The sequence below is a fragment of the Kribbella sp. NBC_00359 genome (assembly GCF_036097425.1).
In the GTDB taxonomy this organism is placed as follows: domain Bacteria; phylum Actinomycetota; class Actinomycetes; order Propionibacteriales; family Kribbellaceae; genus Kribbella.
Genome location: NZ_CP107975.1, coordinates 8,998,910 through 9,014,679 on the forward strand (window position 1 = coordinate 8,998,910; position 15,770 = coordinate 9,014,679).

Below are 15,770 nucleotides of genomic sequence, written 5' to 3' on the forward strand. Positions count from 1 at the left end.
GTCCTCCTCAGTTGCCGTCGCCCGGCCTCGCCGAGTCGACGCGGATGTGCGGGACGTCGGCGGACTCGTCACCCCAGGCGATCCGATGCGCCGTCGCGGACCACTCGACGGTTGCCGCGTGGTCGCGGTCGAAGTAGTCCCAGCCCCAGGCCAGGAACGCGTCGGTCTTGCTGTGCGCACCGCTGAGGAGTAGCGCGTGCACCCCGAGCCAGGCCGCGAAGGCGACCGGGCCCTCCACCTGGTGCCGATGCCGGCCGACCTCGGCGACGGCCGCGTTCCGGCCGATCATCGCCATGATCCCCTTGTCCTTGTAGCGGAACGGCTCGGCCTTCTCGCCGTGCAGCTCACGCAGGATGTTGGCGGCGGCCCACGCACCGGACTGCTGCGCGACCGAGCCCAGCTGCGGCAGGATCGTGCCGTCCTTCGCCGGGATGTTCGCAACGTCGCCGACCGAGTAGACGTGCGGCTGCCCGTCCACCGTCAGGTCCGGCAGTACGTCGATCCGGCCGCCACGACCGGTGGTCAGCCCCGCCACGTTCCCCACCACCGAGGCGGCTGACTCTCCACCGCCCCAGATGACGGTCCGCGTCGGGATCGACGAACCGTCGTCGAGCTCGACCCGATCCGCGTGCACAGCGGCGACTCCCGTCCCCAGTCGCGGCTCGGCGCCCTGTTTGGTGAGGCGCTTGTGCGCGTACTTGTGCGACTTGCGGGAGAACGGTGCGAGCAGGGCGCTGCCGCGGTCGACCAGAGTGATCGTCCCAGGCTTGGCGATCCGTTCCGTGGCGACCAGCGCGGTCATCAGCTCGGTGAGCGCGCCGGCGATTTCGACCCCGGTCGGACCGCCGCCGACCACGACGACATCGAGGGCGCCTTCGTCCTCCGGCTCCGTTGCGGAACCGGCGTGGAGCGTGGACTGCAAGTGCCGCCGCAACCGCTCCGCGTCGACGACGGAGTACAGGGGGAACGCGTGCTCGGCCGCGCCCGGTACCCCGAAGTACTCCGGTCGCGCGCCGGCCGCGACCACCAGGTGCGTGCCCGAGATCCGATCGCCGTCGGACAGCGTCACGGCGAGGTTCCCGACGTCGATCTCCACGACATCCGCGGTGCGGATCTCGACCGTCGGGTACTCGCGGAAGATGGTCCGGTGCGGCCGGGCGATGTCCTCGGCCGGCAGTTGCGACGTGGCGACCTGGTAGAGCAACGGCTGGAACTGGTGGTAGTCGTTGCGGTCGACCAGCGTGACCCGGACCCCTTCGTCCCCGAGGGCGTGTGCACAAGCGACCCCGGCCAGGCCGCCACCGAGTACGACGACGTGCGGGCTCTCCGTCTGCGTGGTCACAGCGACAACTCCTCCCGGATGTCGGCCAGGATGATGCGGCCGGCCGCCCCGATCAGGGCGAGGTGCGAGAACGCCTGCGGGAAGTTGCCCAGGTGCCGGGCCCGGTCCACCTCGTACTCCTCGGCGTACAGCCCGAGCTTCGACTCGATCCGCAGTAGCCGCTCCAACTGGCTCCGGGCGCGGTCGAGCTCGCCGATCATCGCCAGCGCGGAGACCAGCCAGAACGAACAGATCAGGAAGGTGCCCTCCTTGCCGGACAGACCGTCGTCGGTCTCGTCGGTCTTGTAGCGCAGCACGAACCCGTTCTCGGTCAGCTCCTTGTCGATCGCCTCGACGGTCGCCCGAATCCGTTCGTCGCTGCCCGGCAGGAAGCCGAACTGCGGAGCCAGCAGGAGCGACGCGTCCAGCGCGTCGGTCTCGTAGTGCTGCCGCAGGACGCCGCGGTCGCTCACCCCGTGCTCGAGGATGTCCTCGCGGATCTCCTCGGCCGTCTTCGTCCACGTCTCGGCCAGGTCGTCCTCGTTGCGGATCCGGGCCAGCTTGGCCGCGCGGTCCAGGGCCACCCAGCCCATCAGCTTCGAGGAGACGTAGTGCTGCGGTTTGCCGCGGGCCTCCCAGATGCCCTGGTCAGGATCGCGCCAGGTCGCGATGGCGCACTCCGCCTGCGACTGGACCAGCGGCCACAGCCGGCGCGGCAGCCGCTTGCTCCGGACGGTGTGTAGCAGTACCGAGTCCAGCACCGCGCCGTACACGTCGTTCTGTCGTTGGTTGTAGGCGCCGTTGCCGATCCGGACGGGATTGGCGCCTTCGTACCCGGTGAGGTCGTCGCGGGTCGACTCGGCCAGGTCGCGGCGGCCGTCGACGCCGTACATGATCTGCAGCGCACCGTCGGGGTTCGGCTCCAGGTCGGCGACGAACTGCATGAACTCGTTGGCCTCCCAGTCCAGGTTCAGGTAGTGCAGCGCCTGCAGGGTGAACGTGCTGTCCCGGATCCAGGTGTAGCGGTAGTCCCAGTTGCGTTCGCCACCCGGCGTCTCCGGCAACGACGTGGTGAGCGCGGCGATCGTCGCTCCGGTCGGCATGTACGTCAGACCCTTGATGGTCAGCGCCGAGCGTTCCAGCGGATGCCGGAACCGATGGTCGGGGATCCGGGCCCTGGCCAGCCAGTTGCGCCAGAACCGGATCGTTGCGTTGACGCGTGTCTCCGCGTCGGCCAGGTCCGCCGGTGACGCCAGTCCGTCGGCCCACGAGAGCGCGCAGTACGCCTTCTCTCCCTTGGAGAGAACGTGCCGGGCGCGGGCGGAGCCACCCTCGATACCGATCAGCATGTCGGTGCTCAGCCGGAAGGTCTGGCCGGCCCCGGTCGCGTCTGCCGCGTGCGCGTCCTCGCCGACCACCGTCCACTCGGCCGGGGCCCGGCCGTAGTCGAAGGCGGGCTCACAGACGAGTTCGACCTCGACCGAGCCCTCGAGGCACTCGATGGTCCGGATCAGCATGTGGTCGGCGTCGTCGTCGGCCGGCGGCCGGGTGTGCGGGGTGACGGTGTCGGGGCCTTTCGACGGACCCATCGTCAGCGCGTCGTGGACGAGCAGCCAGCCGGCCGGCGTGTGCCAGGTGGTCGTCATGACGTTGGTGCCCGGAACGTACGTCCGGGCGGTCGGCTGGTTGATCCCGTACGGCCCGAACCGGAACGACCCGGCACCGCGGTCCAGCAGGTTCCCGAACGCGCTCGGCGCGTCGAACGCAGGTATGCAGAGCCAGTCGATCGATCCGTCCGGGGCGACCAGGGCACCGGTGTGGCAGTTCGACAGGAACGCATAGTCCGCGATCGGCGGGAACGGTGAGGTCGAGGTCATGGCGGGCTCCTTCACAGTGGCGGGCCTACCTCCACCATCGGCCGGTCGCCCCGAACGGCAATCACCCGCCAGTGATGATTGTGCGGTCACCGGCGTCCTCGGTCTCGTCCTCGCGGAGCAGCGCACGCTGCTCGAGCACATAGAGCAGCACGAAACCAGGCACCACGATCACCAGTGCCAGCCCGACCGCCACGAGCAAGGTCACCAGGGTGCCCTCAGGTGCGGCGGCCGCCGAGACGGTCAAGCTCTCCGGCAGGATGTACGGCCACTGGGCGATGCCCCAACTGACGATGATCAAGGCAACCGCCAGGACGGCGAGAATCCGCGCACCGCGAGCGGCGTACCGCATCAACAGCACCAGGGCACCGAATCCGCAGACCACACTGAGGATCGCGGTCGGAAGTGCTCTCGACGTCAGGCCGTCGAAGACGTGCGGCGCATCGGCGTTCAGGACGAACAGGCCGACCACCGCGACCACTGCCGCGGCGACGGCGCTCGCCACGGCCCGGCGGCGGAAGTACTCGGCCATCGAGAACTGGCCGAAGTGCCTCGCGTCCCACACGAGGTACACCGCCGCCAGGTACGCCGCCACCACGACCCCGAGCACCCCGGTCACCACCGACGTCGGATTCAGCCAGCTGTCCACCGGGTCGCCGGCCTTGCCACCCGACGGCACGTGCCCCGATGCGATGCCGCCGGCGATCGCACCCATGCAGAACGGGACGACGACCGACGACAACGCGAACGCCGCGCCGAAGACCCGCCGGAACCGAAGCGTCACCACCACCTTGCGGAAAGCGAAACTCGCACCGCGCAGGACGATCCCGAGCGCGGCCAGGGTGAGCGGGACGAACAAGGTCAGCGCGATCGACTCGTACGCTGCCGGGAAGGCGGTCCAGGTGACGACGAAGATGAAGATCAGCCAGACGTGGTTCGCCTCCCACACCGGACCGATCGACCGCTCGATCACCGCGCGCGGTTCCGCGCCGCGCTCGGGTCCGCCCGCGGTCAGGTCCCAGAACCCGGCGCCGAAGTCCGCTCCGCCGAACACGGCGTACGCCGCCAGGGCGAGCATCAGCACGACTGCGATCGCCGTACTCACGGTGCTCGCTCCTCGACAGCCTCGGTCTCGACCTGCTCCCGGCCCTCCTCCACGGCAGCCGCCGGCGTGGGTCCGTAGGGCGTGTCGCTGTCGATGAAACCGCCCGACCGGCGGAAACGCCGGCTCATCCCCCGCAGCACCAGGATCGTCGTGACGCCGAGCGCCGCGTAGAGCACGAATACGGCGATGAACGTGATCCAGACGCCGGTGTTGGCGGTGGCCGCTTCCTCCACCTTCATCTGGTTGTAGACGATCCACGGTTGCCGGCCGACCTCGGTGACGATCCAGCCCGCCTCCATCGTGATCACCGAGAGCACGCCGGTGCAGGCAGCGGCGCGCAGGAACCACCTGCTCTTGGGCATCCGCCGGCGGAAGAGCCACGTCACGCCGTACCACACCGACAGGAGGAACAGAGCTGTGCCCAGCCCGACCATGACGTCCCACGCCAAGTGGACGACGTCCGTGTCCGAGATCGTCGGCCGATCCCCGACCGGGACGCTGTCCAGGCCCTGTACGACGGTTGCCGTGCCGGTGCTCGGATCGGACAGCCAGGACGCCAGTCCCGGGATCGGGATCCCACCGGAGATCGTGCCGTCAGCGTTCAGCTTGCCCAGCAAGATCTCGGGTACGTCGGAAGCCGTCGTCGGCACGAGCTCGATCGCGGCGAACTTCTCCGGCTGGTTGTTGTACACCCACCGGGCCAGCGCATCGCCGACTCCCATCTGGATCGGCGTCATGATCGCGGCGACCGTGAAGGCGATGGTGAACCCGATCCGGTGGTAGCGGTCGGTCCGTCCGCGCAGCATCCCGGTCGCGTAGACCGACGCGACCAGGAACCCGCCGACCAGGTACGCCGCGATGACCATGTGCGCGGCCTGCAACGGCATCGCGTCGTTGAAGATCACCTCGAGCGGTTCGACCTTGGTGATCTCACCGTTCGCGTTCATCGTGAAGCCGGCCGGCGCGTTCATCCACGCGTTCGCCGCGACCACCGAGATCGAGCCGAAGACGCCCGCGATCACGATCGGTACGCCGGTCCAGAAGTGCGTCCACGGTTTCAGCCGGCGCCAGCCGAAGATGTAGATCGCGACGAAGATCGCCTCGGTGAAGAAGAACAGCCCCTCGAACGCGAACGGGATACCGAACGCGTCGCCGTAGATGCCCATGAACCGGGGCCAGAGCAGGCCGAACTCGAAGCTCAGCACGGTCCCGGTCACCGCACCGACGGCGAACGTCACGGCCATGTACTTCGACCACCTCTGCGCGAGCACCAGCGCGTCGTGGTCGTCCCGCTTGATCCCGCGGTACTTGGCGATCAGCGTCATGAACGCCCACGACACCCCGAGCGGCACCAGGATGATGTGGAAGGCGAGTGTGAACGCCATCTGCGCCCGCGCCCACGGGACCGGGTTCACAGCAGCCGCGACGACCAGACTGGTGACGGTCTCCCTCATGATCATTGGTCAGACCAGGTCGAGGTCCCACGCCCGGCGGACGGCCTCGTTGCGGCTCGACACCGAGAGTTTGCGCAGGATGTTCCGAACATGCGACTTCACGGTGTTGGCCGAGATGAACAGCTCGGCGGCGATCTCGCTGGTGGTGCGCAGTTGCGCGAGCAATCGCAGGACGTCGAGCTCCCGCTCCGACAGGTCCTCGACGATCAGTGCCGGGTCGTCCGCCGGACCCGCGGCCGAGGTCAGCTCCGGGCGCAGCCAGCCGGCCATCGAGCGCAACGCCGAATCCTCGCGGATGATCGCCCGGAGCCGCGCGGGCGTGTGCGTGAACGGGCGGCGGATCCGCTCGCCGCGAGCGAGCAACAGCGCCTCGGCGATCCCGGACCGGCCACTACCGGCCTTGCCGTCGAGCCATTCGGCCCGCGCGAGATCCAGGAGGTCCTGCACCCGCTGCGATGCGGTCATCGTCCGGCGGTGCGTCACGTCGTCCCGCCCGGCCTGGTCCAGACCGACTCCCGCTGCCTCGGCCTCGACGTACCCGCGCAGCCAGCCGTCCGGCGGTGCCGAGCTCCTCAGCGCACACCGGGCACCGACCCGGTCGCCCCGGTCCCGCATCAGCCGTACGCGCAACAGCGAGGACACCGAACTCAGCAAGCTGTCGTCCTGCGTCTCGCGGAGCCGGCGAGCACGGTCGAGGGAGTGCTGGGCCCGGGTGAGCTCCTGACGTTCGAGCGCCACCCAGGCGTGGGCCAGATGTGTTGCGGCGGGACGCTCCGCCGCGGCGACGGACTCCCCGGCGAGTCGCTCGGCCGTGTCCGCGAGCACTTGTCCGCGGGACAGATGCCCACGGCAGGCCTCGGCGAGCGCCAGCGTGGCGAGGCATCGCAACCGGAGATCCTCGCACTCACCGGCAGCAGCCGTCCGGACCGCGTCGGCGAGCACAGTGCACGCACTGTCGAGGTCGCCGCCGCGGAGGTACGCCGTACCCTCCGCACTCAGAACCAGCGCCTTCAGTACTGCGTTCCCGTGCGCGGCCAGTTCGTCCCGCCCCGCGCGAGCGGCGACCAAGGTCTCGTCGATGCTGCCTGACTTGTCGTGCAGCAACGTGGTCACGACGGCCGACGACACGGCCCAACCGCTGCTGACAGGCGGGTTCACCGCGCAGTGCGCAAGGCTTTCCCTGGCCGCGGCGACATCGTCGTCGGCGACGGCGATCGCGGCGCGGACGAGCTGAACGTCAGCGGAGTCCATTTCTGGCATGGCCGACAGACAGCGGGCCAGTTCCGAGCCCACCCGGGTCGGCAGCAGCAGGTCACCGACGCCCAGCCCGTTGACGACGAAGCCGGCGGCGCGTGCCCAGTCGCCCCTCTCGCCGGCATGCCTGACGGCCTCCAGCATTCGTCCGTTCGCGGCGTACCAGTCCGCGGCCCGTCGCTGCAGGTCGCCGATCGCCGAGGGCAGCGTGCGGTCCAGCTTGGCGCGGAGGAATGCACGGAAGAGCGGGTGGATCCGGTAGTGATCGGCGCGACCGTGCACCGGTTGGACGAAGGTGTTGCCGATCGCCATCCGTTGCAGCACCTCGTCGGCGTCCGGGCGGTCCGCGAGCGCGGCCCCGAGCTCCGGGGGGACGTCGTCGACCAGGCTCATCCTGAGCAGGAAGTCTCGATCGTTCCCGGCGAGATCACCGAACACCTCCGCGGCCAGGTAGTCGGTCGCGAACCCCACCGGCAGGGTCTGGTGGTCGCCGGCGCGGAGTGCGAGCGCTGCCAGCCGTACGCCGGCCGCCCAGCCCTCGGTCCGGTCGAGCACGTCCCGGGTCGCTGCCTCCGGCTCCGTGATGTCATGGGCGCCGAGCAACGCCTCGACTTCCGCGCCCGTGAAGGCAAGGTCGTCGTACCGGATCTCTGCGAGCGTCCCGTCCAGTCTGTAGCGGTGCAACGGCAGCGGCGGATCCACCCGGGTCGTCATCACTACCCGGAGCCGGTCCCCGGTCGTGTCGAGCAGCCGGACCAACTGGTCCAAGACCGACTGGCGCCAGACCCGTTCGGCGCCGTCGAGAACGAGGACGATCGGTTCGGCCTCCGCGGTCCCGGCGGCGATCGCGCTGCGCACATCCGGGATGAACGTGTCGTCACAGCCGGCCAGTGAGAGCCACGCCACCGGTGTCTCTGGGTGACTCCTCGCCCACGCTGCGATGAGTACCGTCTTGCCGGACCCGGCAGGTGCGCTCACCAGTGTGAGCGGAACCTCCTGGACGGCCTGCGAGACGCGGTCGAGCAGCCGCGGCCGCTGGATGACGCGGAAGGGCGGCGCCGGCGGCTCGATCCAGCTGGGCGGGATGGCCGGTTCGATCACAGATCTCAGGGCAGGTCTGACCGGAGTGTGCTGTCCGATGCGCTCCGCCCGCGAATCCACCCTCATGCCCCCGGCCCCCTCCGCACAGCCTGCTTCGCACCGTCCGGCCAGGCCGGACGGTGCGACCGGTCCCTTCTTTCCGACTCTGGGCTCGCGGCCGACAGCCGGCATCGCCCCGATGGGGTGAAACGGGGACCGTCAGGCGACGCGTGTCTTGCGGTCCCAGGAGGTCAGATCGCCTCGACGACGGCGTCGAGGAACTGCATCGGGCGCACCAGATCGTCGTACTCGATCGGTGGCCAGCGGGTCTCGACCATCTCCAGGAACGCACGCAGGCCGGGTTCGACGTACGACTTGCCGAGGGTCAGCTCGCGGGCCGCGAGACCGTGCCGGCCGACGACCATGCCGTGGAACGGGACCTGGCCGTCCGGTCCCGGCCGCACCAACTGGATCACGACCCGGACCCCACCGACGTCGGCGGTGGCGATGATCGTGTCGGCGACCTGCTCCACGCGTACGTCGCCGACGGCACCGGGCGCGAGCCTGAGAGCGACGTCGACCGGGTGGATGCCGTAGAAGTAGATGCCGCCGTACTGACTGGCCGGATCCGCCGGGCCAGTGGTGATCACCGTCTGCGGAGCGCCGAGCGTCGCCGCCTGCTCGGCGAGCGCGTCCGTGTCCGGCACCCAGCGGACGGCAGACGACGAGGTCAACGGCGCGTCGTGTTCGCGCGCCACGGCAACGATCGCCCGGGCGTCGGCCTCGGTGCAGGCAAGCGGCTTGTCCACGAACACCGGCAGACCTTCGGCCAGGAACGGTACGGCGTGCTCCCGGTGCAGACCGCCGTGCCGGTCGGTGATGATCACTGCGTCGACCAGGCCGAGCAGTTCCGTGGGCGCGTCGACGAGCCGCTCGAGCTGCCCGGTGGCGCGGAGCTTCTCGTTGCGTTCGCTCGCACCGCCGCTGACGGCAACGACGCGGGTGTCCCCGGCTCGGCGTTCGACGTTCAGGTACTCGATGATGTGGTCGACGTGGGAGTTCTCGGTACCGATGATGCCGATGCGCACGTCCGGCATGTCACTGTCTCCCGGTGAGCTGGACCGGGCCACCGGTCCGGGCGGATTCGTAGATGCCGAGCACCAGTTCGAGCGCACGCCGGGCGTCCCGGGTGCCGATTGCCGGCGGCCGGCCGTCGCGCACCGCCGCGATGAAATCGAGGTATTGGTCGCGGTGAGCGTCGGCGACGGATCGCGAGACGCTCGCCTCGCCCGCCGGCTCGTCGTCGGGGTCCGGCTGGTCCCCAGTCGCCTGGTCCGTGGGTTCACCGTCGGCGGTGTCGAAGGCGACGAGGTCGTCCTGCTCGATGACGGCGCTGCCGCGGTCGCCGTACACGGACAGCCGGACCGGCCGGCCCGGGTACGCCGCAGTCGTCGCCAGGATCGATCCGATCGCTCCACTGCGGAATCGCACGGTCGCGGCCACGGTGTCCTCGACATCGATCCGCTCATGCGCGAGCAGCTCGCTGTACGCCTGCACCTCGACGGGCTCGCCCAGCATCCACAACAACAGGTCGACCACGTGGATGCCCTGATTCATCAGGGCTCCGCCACCGTCGAGCTCGACCGTGCCGCGCCAGCCGCCGGAGTCGTAGTACTCCTGCGAGCGCCAGAAGGGCGACTCGGCGATGCCCGCGGTGATCCGGCCCAGCCGGCCCGCGGCGACCGCCTGGTGGACGAAGGCCGGCGCGGGCTGGAACCGGCGCTGGCTGATCACCGCCACGGTCAGCCCGGTCCGCTGCTCCACGTCGATCAGCCGGTCGGCCGCTGCCAGCGTCACGTCGATCGGCTTCTCCACGATGACGTGTTTGCCCGACTCGAGCGCGGTGATGGCGGCATCGGCGTGCAGCCCGCTGGGCAAGCAGATGCTGACCGCGTCGATGTCCGGCCGGGCGCAGGCCTCCTTGAGGTCGCTCAGCGGCTCCCCGCCGTACTTCGCGCTCAGCGCGGCAGCGCGGTCCGCCTCCACGTCGACCACCGCGACCAGTTCCGCTTCGTCGGGCAGGGACGTGATCAGACGGGCATGGGTCTCACCGATGACTCCGGCACCCACCAGTGCGAACTTCATTCGGACATTCCTCTCAGTTGCCACGGCACGACGACTCCGCCCGCGTCGGCGCTCTCCTGGGCGAGCAGCGCGACCCGCGTCGCGGCGAAGCCGGCCGCCGTACTGATCTCGGGCTCGAGGCCCGCCGCGAACGCATCGAACGCGTCGGCCGCCGGCCGCCGGCGGGGCGGCAGTTCCACCTGCCAGGGCGGACGTTCAGTGGTTGCCGCGATCAACTTGTTCTGCGCCCAGAACAACTCGGCCGTGCCCTCGGTGCCGGTCAACCGCATCCGGTAATCACCGTGGTACGGCGATGCCGCCGGCGTCAGCCAGTTGACTTCGATGGTCGCGGCAACCGGGCCGGCTCTGAGCAGCAGGGATCCGGACAGCGCGAACTCGCTGCCGTCCACCAGCCCGGTAACCGTGCCTTCGGTCGCTTCCGACAGCAGCAGGACGAGGTCGATGTCGTGGACCGCGAGATCGCCGAGGATCCCGCCGTACCCCTTCCTGGTGAGGAACCAGTCCGGCCGGGTGGGCCGGTTGAGCTTGTGCGGCCCGGTCGATGCGACTTGGACGAGCTCTCCCAGCGAACCGTCGGCCAGCAGCGCCCGAGCCGCGAGGGTTTCCGGATAGTTCCGCTTCTCCAGCAGCAAGGTGACGATGCGCCCGGTCTCACGCTGAGCGGCCTCGATCGCGTCGAGTTCGGCGAGCGTCGTACAGAGTGGTTTGTCCGCGAGCACATGGGCTCCGGCGCGGAGTGCGTCGACGATCGCCTCGGCGCGGTCGGCGTAGACCCCGGCGATCATGACGACGTCGGGCTGCCGCTCGGCGAGCAGCCGGCGGTGGTCGTCGTACGCCGGTACGTCGAACTCCGCGGCGTACCGGCCTGCCGTGGCCGGATCCGGATCCGCGACGGCGACCAGGTCCAGGTCCGCGCGCAGCGGCACCTCGTCCAGCGCGTACCTGACATGGGCGTGGGCGGCGCCGATCACGGCCAGCCGGAGGGACGCGGGCATGGATCGAGTCAACCCTGCAACCGGACCGCCAGCAACTCGAACGCCAGCCGGCACCGCGGCCCCGAAGCACGAGGCCCTCGAGGCCGTCGGCGTCAAGGTCGGCAAGACCCCAACCGAAACCGCGGACCTGATGCGCGCGATCCTGGCCGTGGACGAGCTGGCGGTCTAGCTCTTCCGTGGTGGGGCGGTGCTGCGGCGGACGATGAGTTCGGTGGGTACGGCGACCGGGGCGTGGTGATGTTCGCCGGCCCGGATCTCGGCGATCAAGGCATCCACGCTTTGGCGGCCGACCTCCGCGAAGGTCTGGCGGACGGTGGTGAGCGGCGGCCAGAAGTGGGCCGCCTCTTCCATGTCGTCGAAGCCGACCACGCTGACGTCGTCCGGCACTGTGCGACCGCGCTCGTGCAGCGCTCGCAGTAGGCCGAGCGCCATCTGGTCGTTGGCCACGAAGACCGCCGTCACCTTGTCGTTGGCGGCGAGCCGGCGGCCGGCCTCATACCCGGAGCTGGACGTCCAGTCACCATCGAGCACCGGTGGCACATCCCGGCCGTGGTCGATCAGAGTCTGCTCCCAGGACCGGCGACGTCGATCGGCCGCGAACGACGTGGGTGGTCCACCGAGGTGCCAAACCGTCTCGTGACCCAACTCCAGCAGATGCTCGGTGGCCAGCCGTGCGCCTTGGGCCTGGTCGGTGTCGACGATCGGGTAGTCGTAGTGCGCGCTGGAGTCGACGACCACGACGGGCAACCCGTCGGGTAGCAGTACGCCGGCCTCGTCCAGGGTGTGCGCCTCGATCAGGATGATCACGCCGTCCACCGCCTGCTCGTCGAGCCGGCTGAACGCGTTCGTCACCGCGTTCTGGGTGACGTCCAGCACCGGCAGCAGGTTGATCGCGTACCCGCTGATGGTGGCCGCGGTCGCGATCGCGTCGAGGGTGCGCGTCGTACCGAAGCTGGACAGCTCGAAGACGATCACGCCGATACTGCGGAACTCGCCGTTGCGCAGCGCGCGGGCGGCACTGTTCGGCCGGTAGCCGAGCTCGCGCATCGCGGCCCGGACCCGGTCCCGGGTGGTCGCGTCGACGTTGTGCCGGTCGTTCGCGACCCGGGACACCGTCTGCCCGGACACGCCGGCCAGCTGGGCCACGTCCGCCATCGACGCCCGCCGCCGTACCGATGATTCATCCCCTGACATCGGTGCCCTCCCTCAGTTCTGCCCGCAGTGTAGACATGTTGACGTAAACACGTTACCTTCACGCCATCGATGTTGACGTAAACATTGCGCGCGTCGCAGTGACAGTCACCGGCGCGGAAAGCGAGAGGAGGTCGACGGACATGGCGGAGTCCGTGGCCCCGGACCACATCAGGCCGGTGCGCGCGGCCGGCCGGCGGCGCCGGAAGGCGGCCCAGGACGGCAAGGGGTGGCTGTTCGTCGGCCCGTTCCTGGCCGTCTTCGCGCTCACCTTCCTGGCCCCGATCGGGTACGCGATCTACCTGAGTCTGTACCGCGACCAGGCGTTCTTCGGCGGCACCGTGTTCGTCGGGCTGGACAACTACACCGAGGCGCTGCGGGACCCGAAGTTCTGGGAGGCGTTCGGCCGGGTCGCGGTGTTCCTGGTCGTCCAGGTGCCGGTGATGCTGATCCTAGCCCTGCTCGCCGCGCTCGCGATCGACAGCGCCCGGCTGCACGCGGCCGGCTTCTTCCGGATCGTGGTCTTCCTGCCGTACGCCGTGCCCGGTGTGGTCGCCGTGCTCATGTGGGGCTACATCTACGGCGACAACTTCGGCCTGGCCGCGAACCTCAACGACCTGTTCGGCACCACGGCGATCCAGCCACTCAGCGGTAGCTGGATGCTGCCGTCGATCGCCAACATCGTCACCTGGGAGTTCGTCGGCTACAACATGCTGATCTTCTACTCGGCGCTGCGCACGGTGCCCGGCGAGCTCTACGAGGCGGCCGCGATCGACGGCGCCGGGACGTTCCGGACGATCCGGGCGGTCAAGCTGCCGGCGCTGCGCGGGGCGATCGTGATCGCGACGATCTTCTCGATCATCGGCAGCTTCCAGCTCTTCAACGAGCCGAACATCCTCCGCACGCTGGCGCCGAACGTGATCACCACGTACTACACGCCCAACATGTATGCCTACAACCTGTCCTTCGCCGGGCAGCAGTTCAACTACTCCGCCACGATCGCGATCGTGATGGGCGTCATCACCGCGATCATCGCGTACGTCGTCCAACTCCGCGGATCCCGGGAGGCATTGTGACGACCACCGTGGACACGCCGCGCGTCGCGAGTACGGCGCGGGTCGCGAAGAAGACCGGGGCGTCGCCGCTGCGGCCGAAGCGGTCGCCGCTGCTGACCGGCGTGATGGTGCTGTATCTGCTCTACACGCTCGTCCCGCTCGTCTGGTTGTTGCTTAGCGCAACCAAGACCCAGGACGATCTGTTATCCACGCCCGGCCTGTGGTTCGGGAAGAGCTTCGCGTTCTTCAGCAACATCAAGGACACTCTCACCTACAACGACGGCATCTTCCTGCGCTGGCTCGGCAACACGGTGCTCTACGTCGTCGTCGGCGCAGGCGGCGCGACGCTGCTCGCGACCGCGGCCGGCTACGGGTTGGCGAAGTACAAGTTCGCCGGGCGGCGAGCCGTGTTCGCGATCCTGCTCGGTGCGGTCGCCGTACCCGGGACGGCGCTGGCGGTGCCGACGTTCCTGATGTTCTCGAACCTCGGGCTGACCAACACCGTGTGGGCGATCATCATTCCGTCGCTGGTCAGCCCGTTCGGGCTGTACCTGATGTGGGTCTACGCGACCGACGCCGTACCGCCGGAGCTGCTCGAGGCGGCCCGGATCGACGGCGCCGGGGAGGTCCGGACGTTCTTCACGGTGGCCCTGCGGTTGCTTGCCCCCGGCATCGTCACGACGCTGCTGTTCGCGGTGGTGTCGACCTGGAACAACTACTTCCTCCCGCTGATCATGCTCAGCAAACCCAACCTCTACCCGCTCACGGTCGGGCTCACCCAGTGGAGCAACCAAGCGACCGGCGTGGGTGCCCGACCCATCTACAACCTGGTGATCACGGGGTCCTTGCTGACCATCGTGCCCCTCGTGGTCGCCTTCCTCCTTCTCCAGCGGTTCTGGCAGTCCGGCCTGAGCGCAGGGAGCGTCAAGTGAAAGGGAACACCATGAAGTCACACTGGCGTGGCATCCGGCAGCTGGTGGTTGCCGGAGCCGCCCTCACGGCCCTCGCGGTCGTGGCCGCCTGCGGCGGCTCCAAGTCCGACAGCAGCAGCGGCAGCCAGACCACCGGCTCTCCCGATGCCGTCAACGCCGCACTGCAGAAGGGCGGCACGATCACCTACTGGAGCTGGACGCCGTCGGCGGAGGCCCAGGTCAAGGCGTTCATGGCGCAGTACCCGAACGTCAAGGTGAACTACGTCAACGCCGGGACCGGCAATGACCACTACACCAAGCTGCAGAACGCGATCAAGGCCGGCTCGGGTGCACCGGACGTGGCCCAGATCGAGTACCAGGCCCTCCCCCAGTTCGCGCTGCCCGGCTCGCTCGTCGACCTGAACCAGTACGGCTTCAGCCAGTACGAGTCGGCGTACACGGCCTCGACCTGGGCGGCCGTCCACGCCGGCAGCGGCCTCTACGGCCTGCCGCAGGACTCGGGCCCGATGGCGCTGTTCTACAACAAGCAGGTCTTCGACAAGTACGGCATCGCCGTGCCGAAGACCTGGGACGAGTACGTCGCGGCCGCCAAGAAGCTGCACGCGGCCAACCCGAAGAGCTACATCACCAACGACTCCGGTGACGCGGGCTTCACCACCAGCATGATCTGGCAGGCGGGCGGTACGCCGTTCAAGTCCGACGGCAAGAACATCACCATCAACCTGCAGGACGACGGCTCGAAGAAGTGGACGAATACCTGGAACCAGCTCGTCACCGGCGGCCTGGTGTCGAACATCCCGGGCTGGACCGACGAGTGGTTCAAGGCCCTCGGCGACGGCACGATCGCGACCCTGCCGACCGGCGCGTGGATGCCCGGCGTGATGGAGGCGTCGGTCAAGGCCGGCGCGGGCAAGTGGGCAGTCGCCCCGATGCCGACGTACGACGGCCGGCCGGCTACCGCGGAGAACGGTGGCAGCACCGAGTCCGTGCTGAAGCAGAGCGCCAACCCGGCGCTGGCGGCCGCGTTCGTCAAGTGGCTGAACCACGACGAGGGTGTCAAGCCGTTCCTCGCCAGCGGTGGCTTCCCGGCGACCACGGCCGACCTCAAGGACCCGGCGTTCGTCGACAAGGCGAGCACGTACTTCGGCGGCCAGAAGATCAACCAGGTCCTGACCGGCGCGGCCGACTCGGTCGTCAAGGGCTGGAGCTACCTGCCGTACGAGCTGTACGCCAACAGCATCTACGGTGACACCGTCGGCAAGGCGTACCAGTCGAAGTCGGACCTGAACACAGGTCTGACGGCCTGGCAGGACGCGCTTGTTGCTTACGGCAACCAGCAGGGCTTCCAGGTCAACGGCTGACAT

Annotated in this window: 13 protein-coding genes; 4 read left to right on the plus strand and 9 right to left on the minus strand. The window is 69.1% G+C overall.

Features of this window, described 5'->3' with window-relative positions; translation table 11 throughout:
• Nucleotides 1-7 precede the first annotated feature (7 nt).
• The 8 genes from OG876_RS43480 to OG876_RS43515 all read right to left on the minus strand — a co-directional run bounded on the left by OG876_RS43480 (nucleotide 8) and on the right by OG876_RS43515 (nucleotide 11,228).
• Entirely contained in the window at nucleotides 8-1,342 is a 1,335-nt protein-coding gene (locus OG876_RS43480) for an NAD(P)/FAD-dependent oxidoreductase (protein WP_328522598.1), read from the minus strand.
• Entirely contained in the window at nucleotides 1,339-3,198 is a 1,860-nt protein-coding gene (locus OG876_RS43485) for a glycoside hydrolase family 15 protein (RefSeq protein WP_328522599.1), read from the minus strand. The genes OG876_RS43480 and OG876_RS43485 overlap by 4 nt, the downstream gene beginning before the upstream one ends.
• Nucleotides 3,199-3,259: 61 nt before the next feature.
• Entirely contained in the window at nucleotides 3,260-4,300 is a 1,041-nt protein-coding gene (locus tag OG876_RS43490; RefSeq protein ID WP_328522600.1) for a cytochrome d ubiquinol oxidase subunit II, read from the minus strand.
• Nucleotides 4,297-5,754, minus strand: coding sequence for a cytochrome ubiquinol oxidase subunit I (locus tag OG876_RS43495; protein WP_328522601.1), 1,458 nt, complete (start codon nucleotides 5,752-5,754; stop codon nucleotides 4,297-4,299). The genes OG876_RS43490 and OG876_RS43495 overlap by 4 nt, the downstream gene beginning before the upstream one ends.
• A gap of 9 nt (nucleotides 5,755-5,763) precedes the next feature.
• Nucleotides 5,764-8,109, minus strand: a complete 2,346-nt coding sequence (locus OG876_RS43500; RefSeq protein ID WP_328522602.1) for a LuxR C-terminal-related transcriptional regulator — start codon at nucleotides 8,107-8,109, stop codon at nucleotides 5,764-5,766.
• A 230-nt stretch (nucleotides 8,110-8,339) separates the two neighbouring features.
• Nucleotides 8,340-9,185: a Gfo/Idh/MocA family protein gene (locus OG876_RS43505; protein WP_328522603.1), complete on the minus strand. Its 846-nt coding sequence runs from the start codon at nucleotides 9,183-9,185 to the stop codon at nucleotides 8,340-8,342.
• A 1-nt stretch (nucleotide 9,186) separates the two neighbouring features.
• Nucleotides 9,187-10,233: a Gfo/Idh/MocA family protein gene (locus tag OG876_RS43510; protein WP_328522604.1), complete on the minus strand. Its 1,047-nt coding sequence runs from the start codon at nucleotides 10,231-10,233 to the stop codon at nucleotides 9,187-9,189.
• Nucleotides 10,230-11,228, minus strand: coding sequence for a Gfo/Idh/MocA family protein (locus OG876_RS43515; RefSeq protein WP_328522605.1), 999 nt, complete (start codon nucleotides 11,226-11,228; stop codon nucleotides 10,230-10,232). Before OG876_RS43515 ends, OG876_RS43510 begins: the two co-directional genes overlap by 4 nt.
• Here OG876_RS43515 and OG876_RS43520 point away from each other — a divergent pair.
• Nucleotides 11,227-11,397 carry a hypothetical protein gene (locus OG876_RS43520; protein WP_328527040.1) on the plus strand — a complete coding sequence of 57 codons (171 nt, stop codon included), beginning with the start codon at nucleotides 11,227-11,229 and terminating at the stop codon, nucleotides 11,395-11,397. The two genes, OG876_RS43515 and OG876_RS43520, sit on opposite strands and share 2 nt — an antisense overlap.
• Here OG876_RS43520 and OG876_RS43525 read toward each other — a convergent pair.
• The gene (locus OG876_RS43525; RefSeq protein ID WP_328522606.1) at nucleotides 11,394-12,422 is read right to left on the minus strand and encodes a LacI family DNA-binding transcriptional regulator; all 1,029 of its coding nucleotides are present in this window, start codon (nucleotides 12,420-12,422) and stop codon (nucleotides 11,394-11,396) included. The two genes, OG876_RS43520 and OG876_RS43525, sit on opposite strands and share 4 nt — an antisense overlap.
• Before the next feature lie 140 nt (nucleotides 12,423-12,562).
• Here OG876_RS43525 and OG876_RS43530 point away from each other — a divergent pair, with 140 nt between their 5' ends.
• Genes OG876_RS43530 through OG876_RS43540 form a run of 3 tightly spaced genes read left to right on the plus strand, consistent with a single transcriptional unit; the run spans nucleotide 12,563 to nucleotide 15,767 of the window.
• Entirely contained in the window at nucleotides 12,563-13,495 is a 933-nt protein-coding gene (locus OG876_RS43530; protein ID WP_328522607.1) for a carbohydrate ABC transporter permease, read from the plus strand.
• The gene (locus OG876_RS43535) at nucleotides 13,492-14,406 is read left to right on the plus strand and encodes a carbohydrate ABC transporter permease (protein WP_328522608.1); all 915 of its coding nucleotides are present in this window, start codon (nucleotides 13,492-13,494) and stop codon (nucleotides 14,404-14,406) included. Before OG876_RS43530 ends, OG876_RS43535 begins: the two co-directional genes overlap by 4 nt.
• 11 nt (nucleotides 14,407-14,417) lie before the next feature.
• On the plus strand, nucleotides 14,418-15,767 hold the full coding sequence (locus OG876_RS43540) for an ABC transporter substrate-binding protein (protein WP_328522609.1): 1,350 nt from the start codon (nucleotides 14,418-14,420) through the stop codon (nucleotides 15,765-15,767).
• Nucleotides 15,768-15,770: the final 3 nt, after the last annotated feature.

Bases quoted from the DNA above. Each gene is read 5' to 3' on its own strand.
- OG876_RS43530 (WP_328522607.1), top strand. From the start codon at position 12,563: ATGGCGGAGTCCGTGGCCCCGGACCACATCAGGCCGGTGCGCGCGGCC.
- OG876_RS43525 (WP_328522606.1), bottom strand. From the start codon at position 12,422: ATGTCAGGGGATGAATCATCGGTACGGCGGCGGGCGTCGATGGCGGAC.
- OG876_RS43505 (WP_328522603.1), bottom strand. From the start codon at position 9,185: ATGCCGGACGTGCGCATCGGCATCATCGGTACCGAGAACTCCCACGTC.
- OG876_RS43520 (WP_328527040.1), top strand. From the start codon at position 11,227: ATGGATCGAGTCAACCCTGCAACCGGACCGCCAGCAACTCGAACGCCA.
- OG876_RS43485 (WP_328522599.1), bottom strand. From the start codon at position 3,198: ATGACCTCGACCTCACCGTTCCCGCCGATCGCGGACTATGCGTTCCTG.
- OG876_RS43515 (WP_328522605.1), bottom strand. From the start codon at position 11,228: ATGCCCGCGTCCCTCCGGCTGGCCGTGATCGGCGCCGCCCACGCCCAT.
- OG876_RS43495 (WP_328522601.1), bottom strand. From the start codon at position 5,754: ATGAGGGAGACCGTCACCAGTCTGGTCGTCGCGGCTGCTGTGAACCCG.
- OG876_RS43540 (WP_328522609.1), top strand. From the start codon at position 14,418: ATGAAGTCACACTGGCGTGGCATCCGGCAGCTGGTGGTTGCCGGAGCC.
- OG876_RS43510 (WP_328522604.1), bottom strand. From the start codon at position 10,233: ATGAAGTTCGCACTGGTGGGTGCCGGAGTCATCGGTGAGACCCATGCC.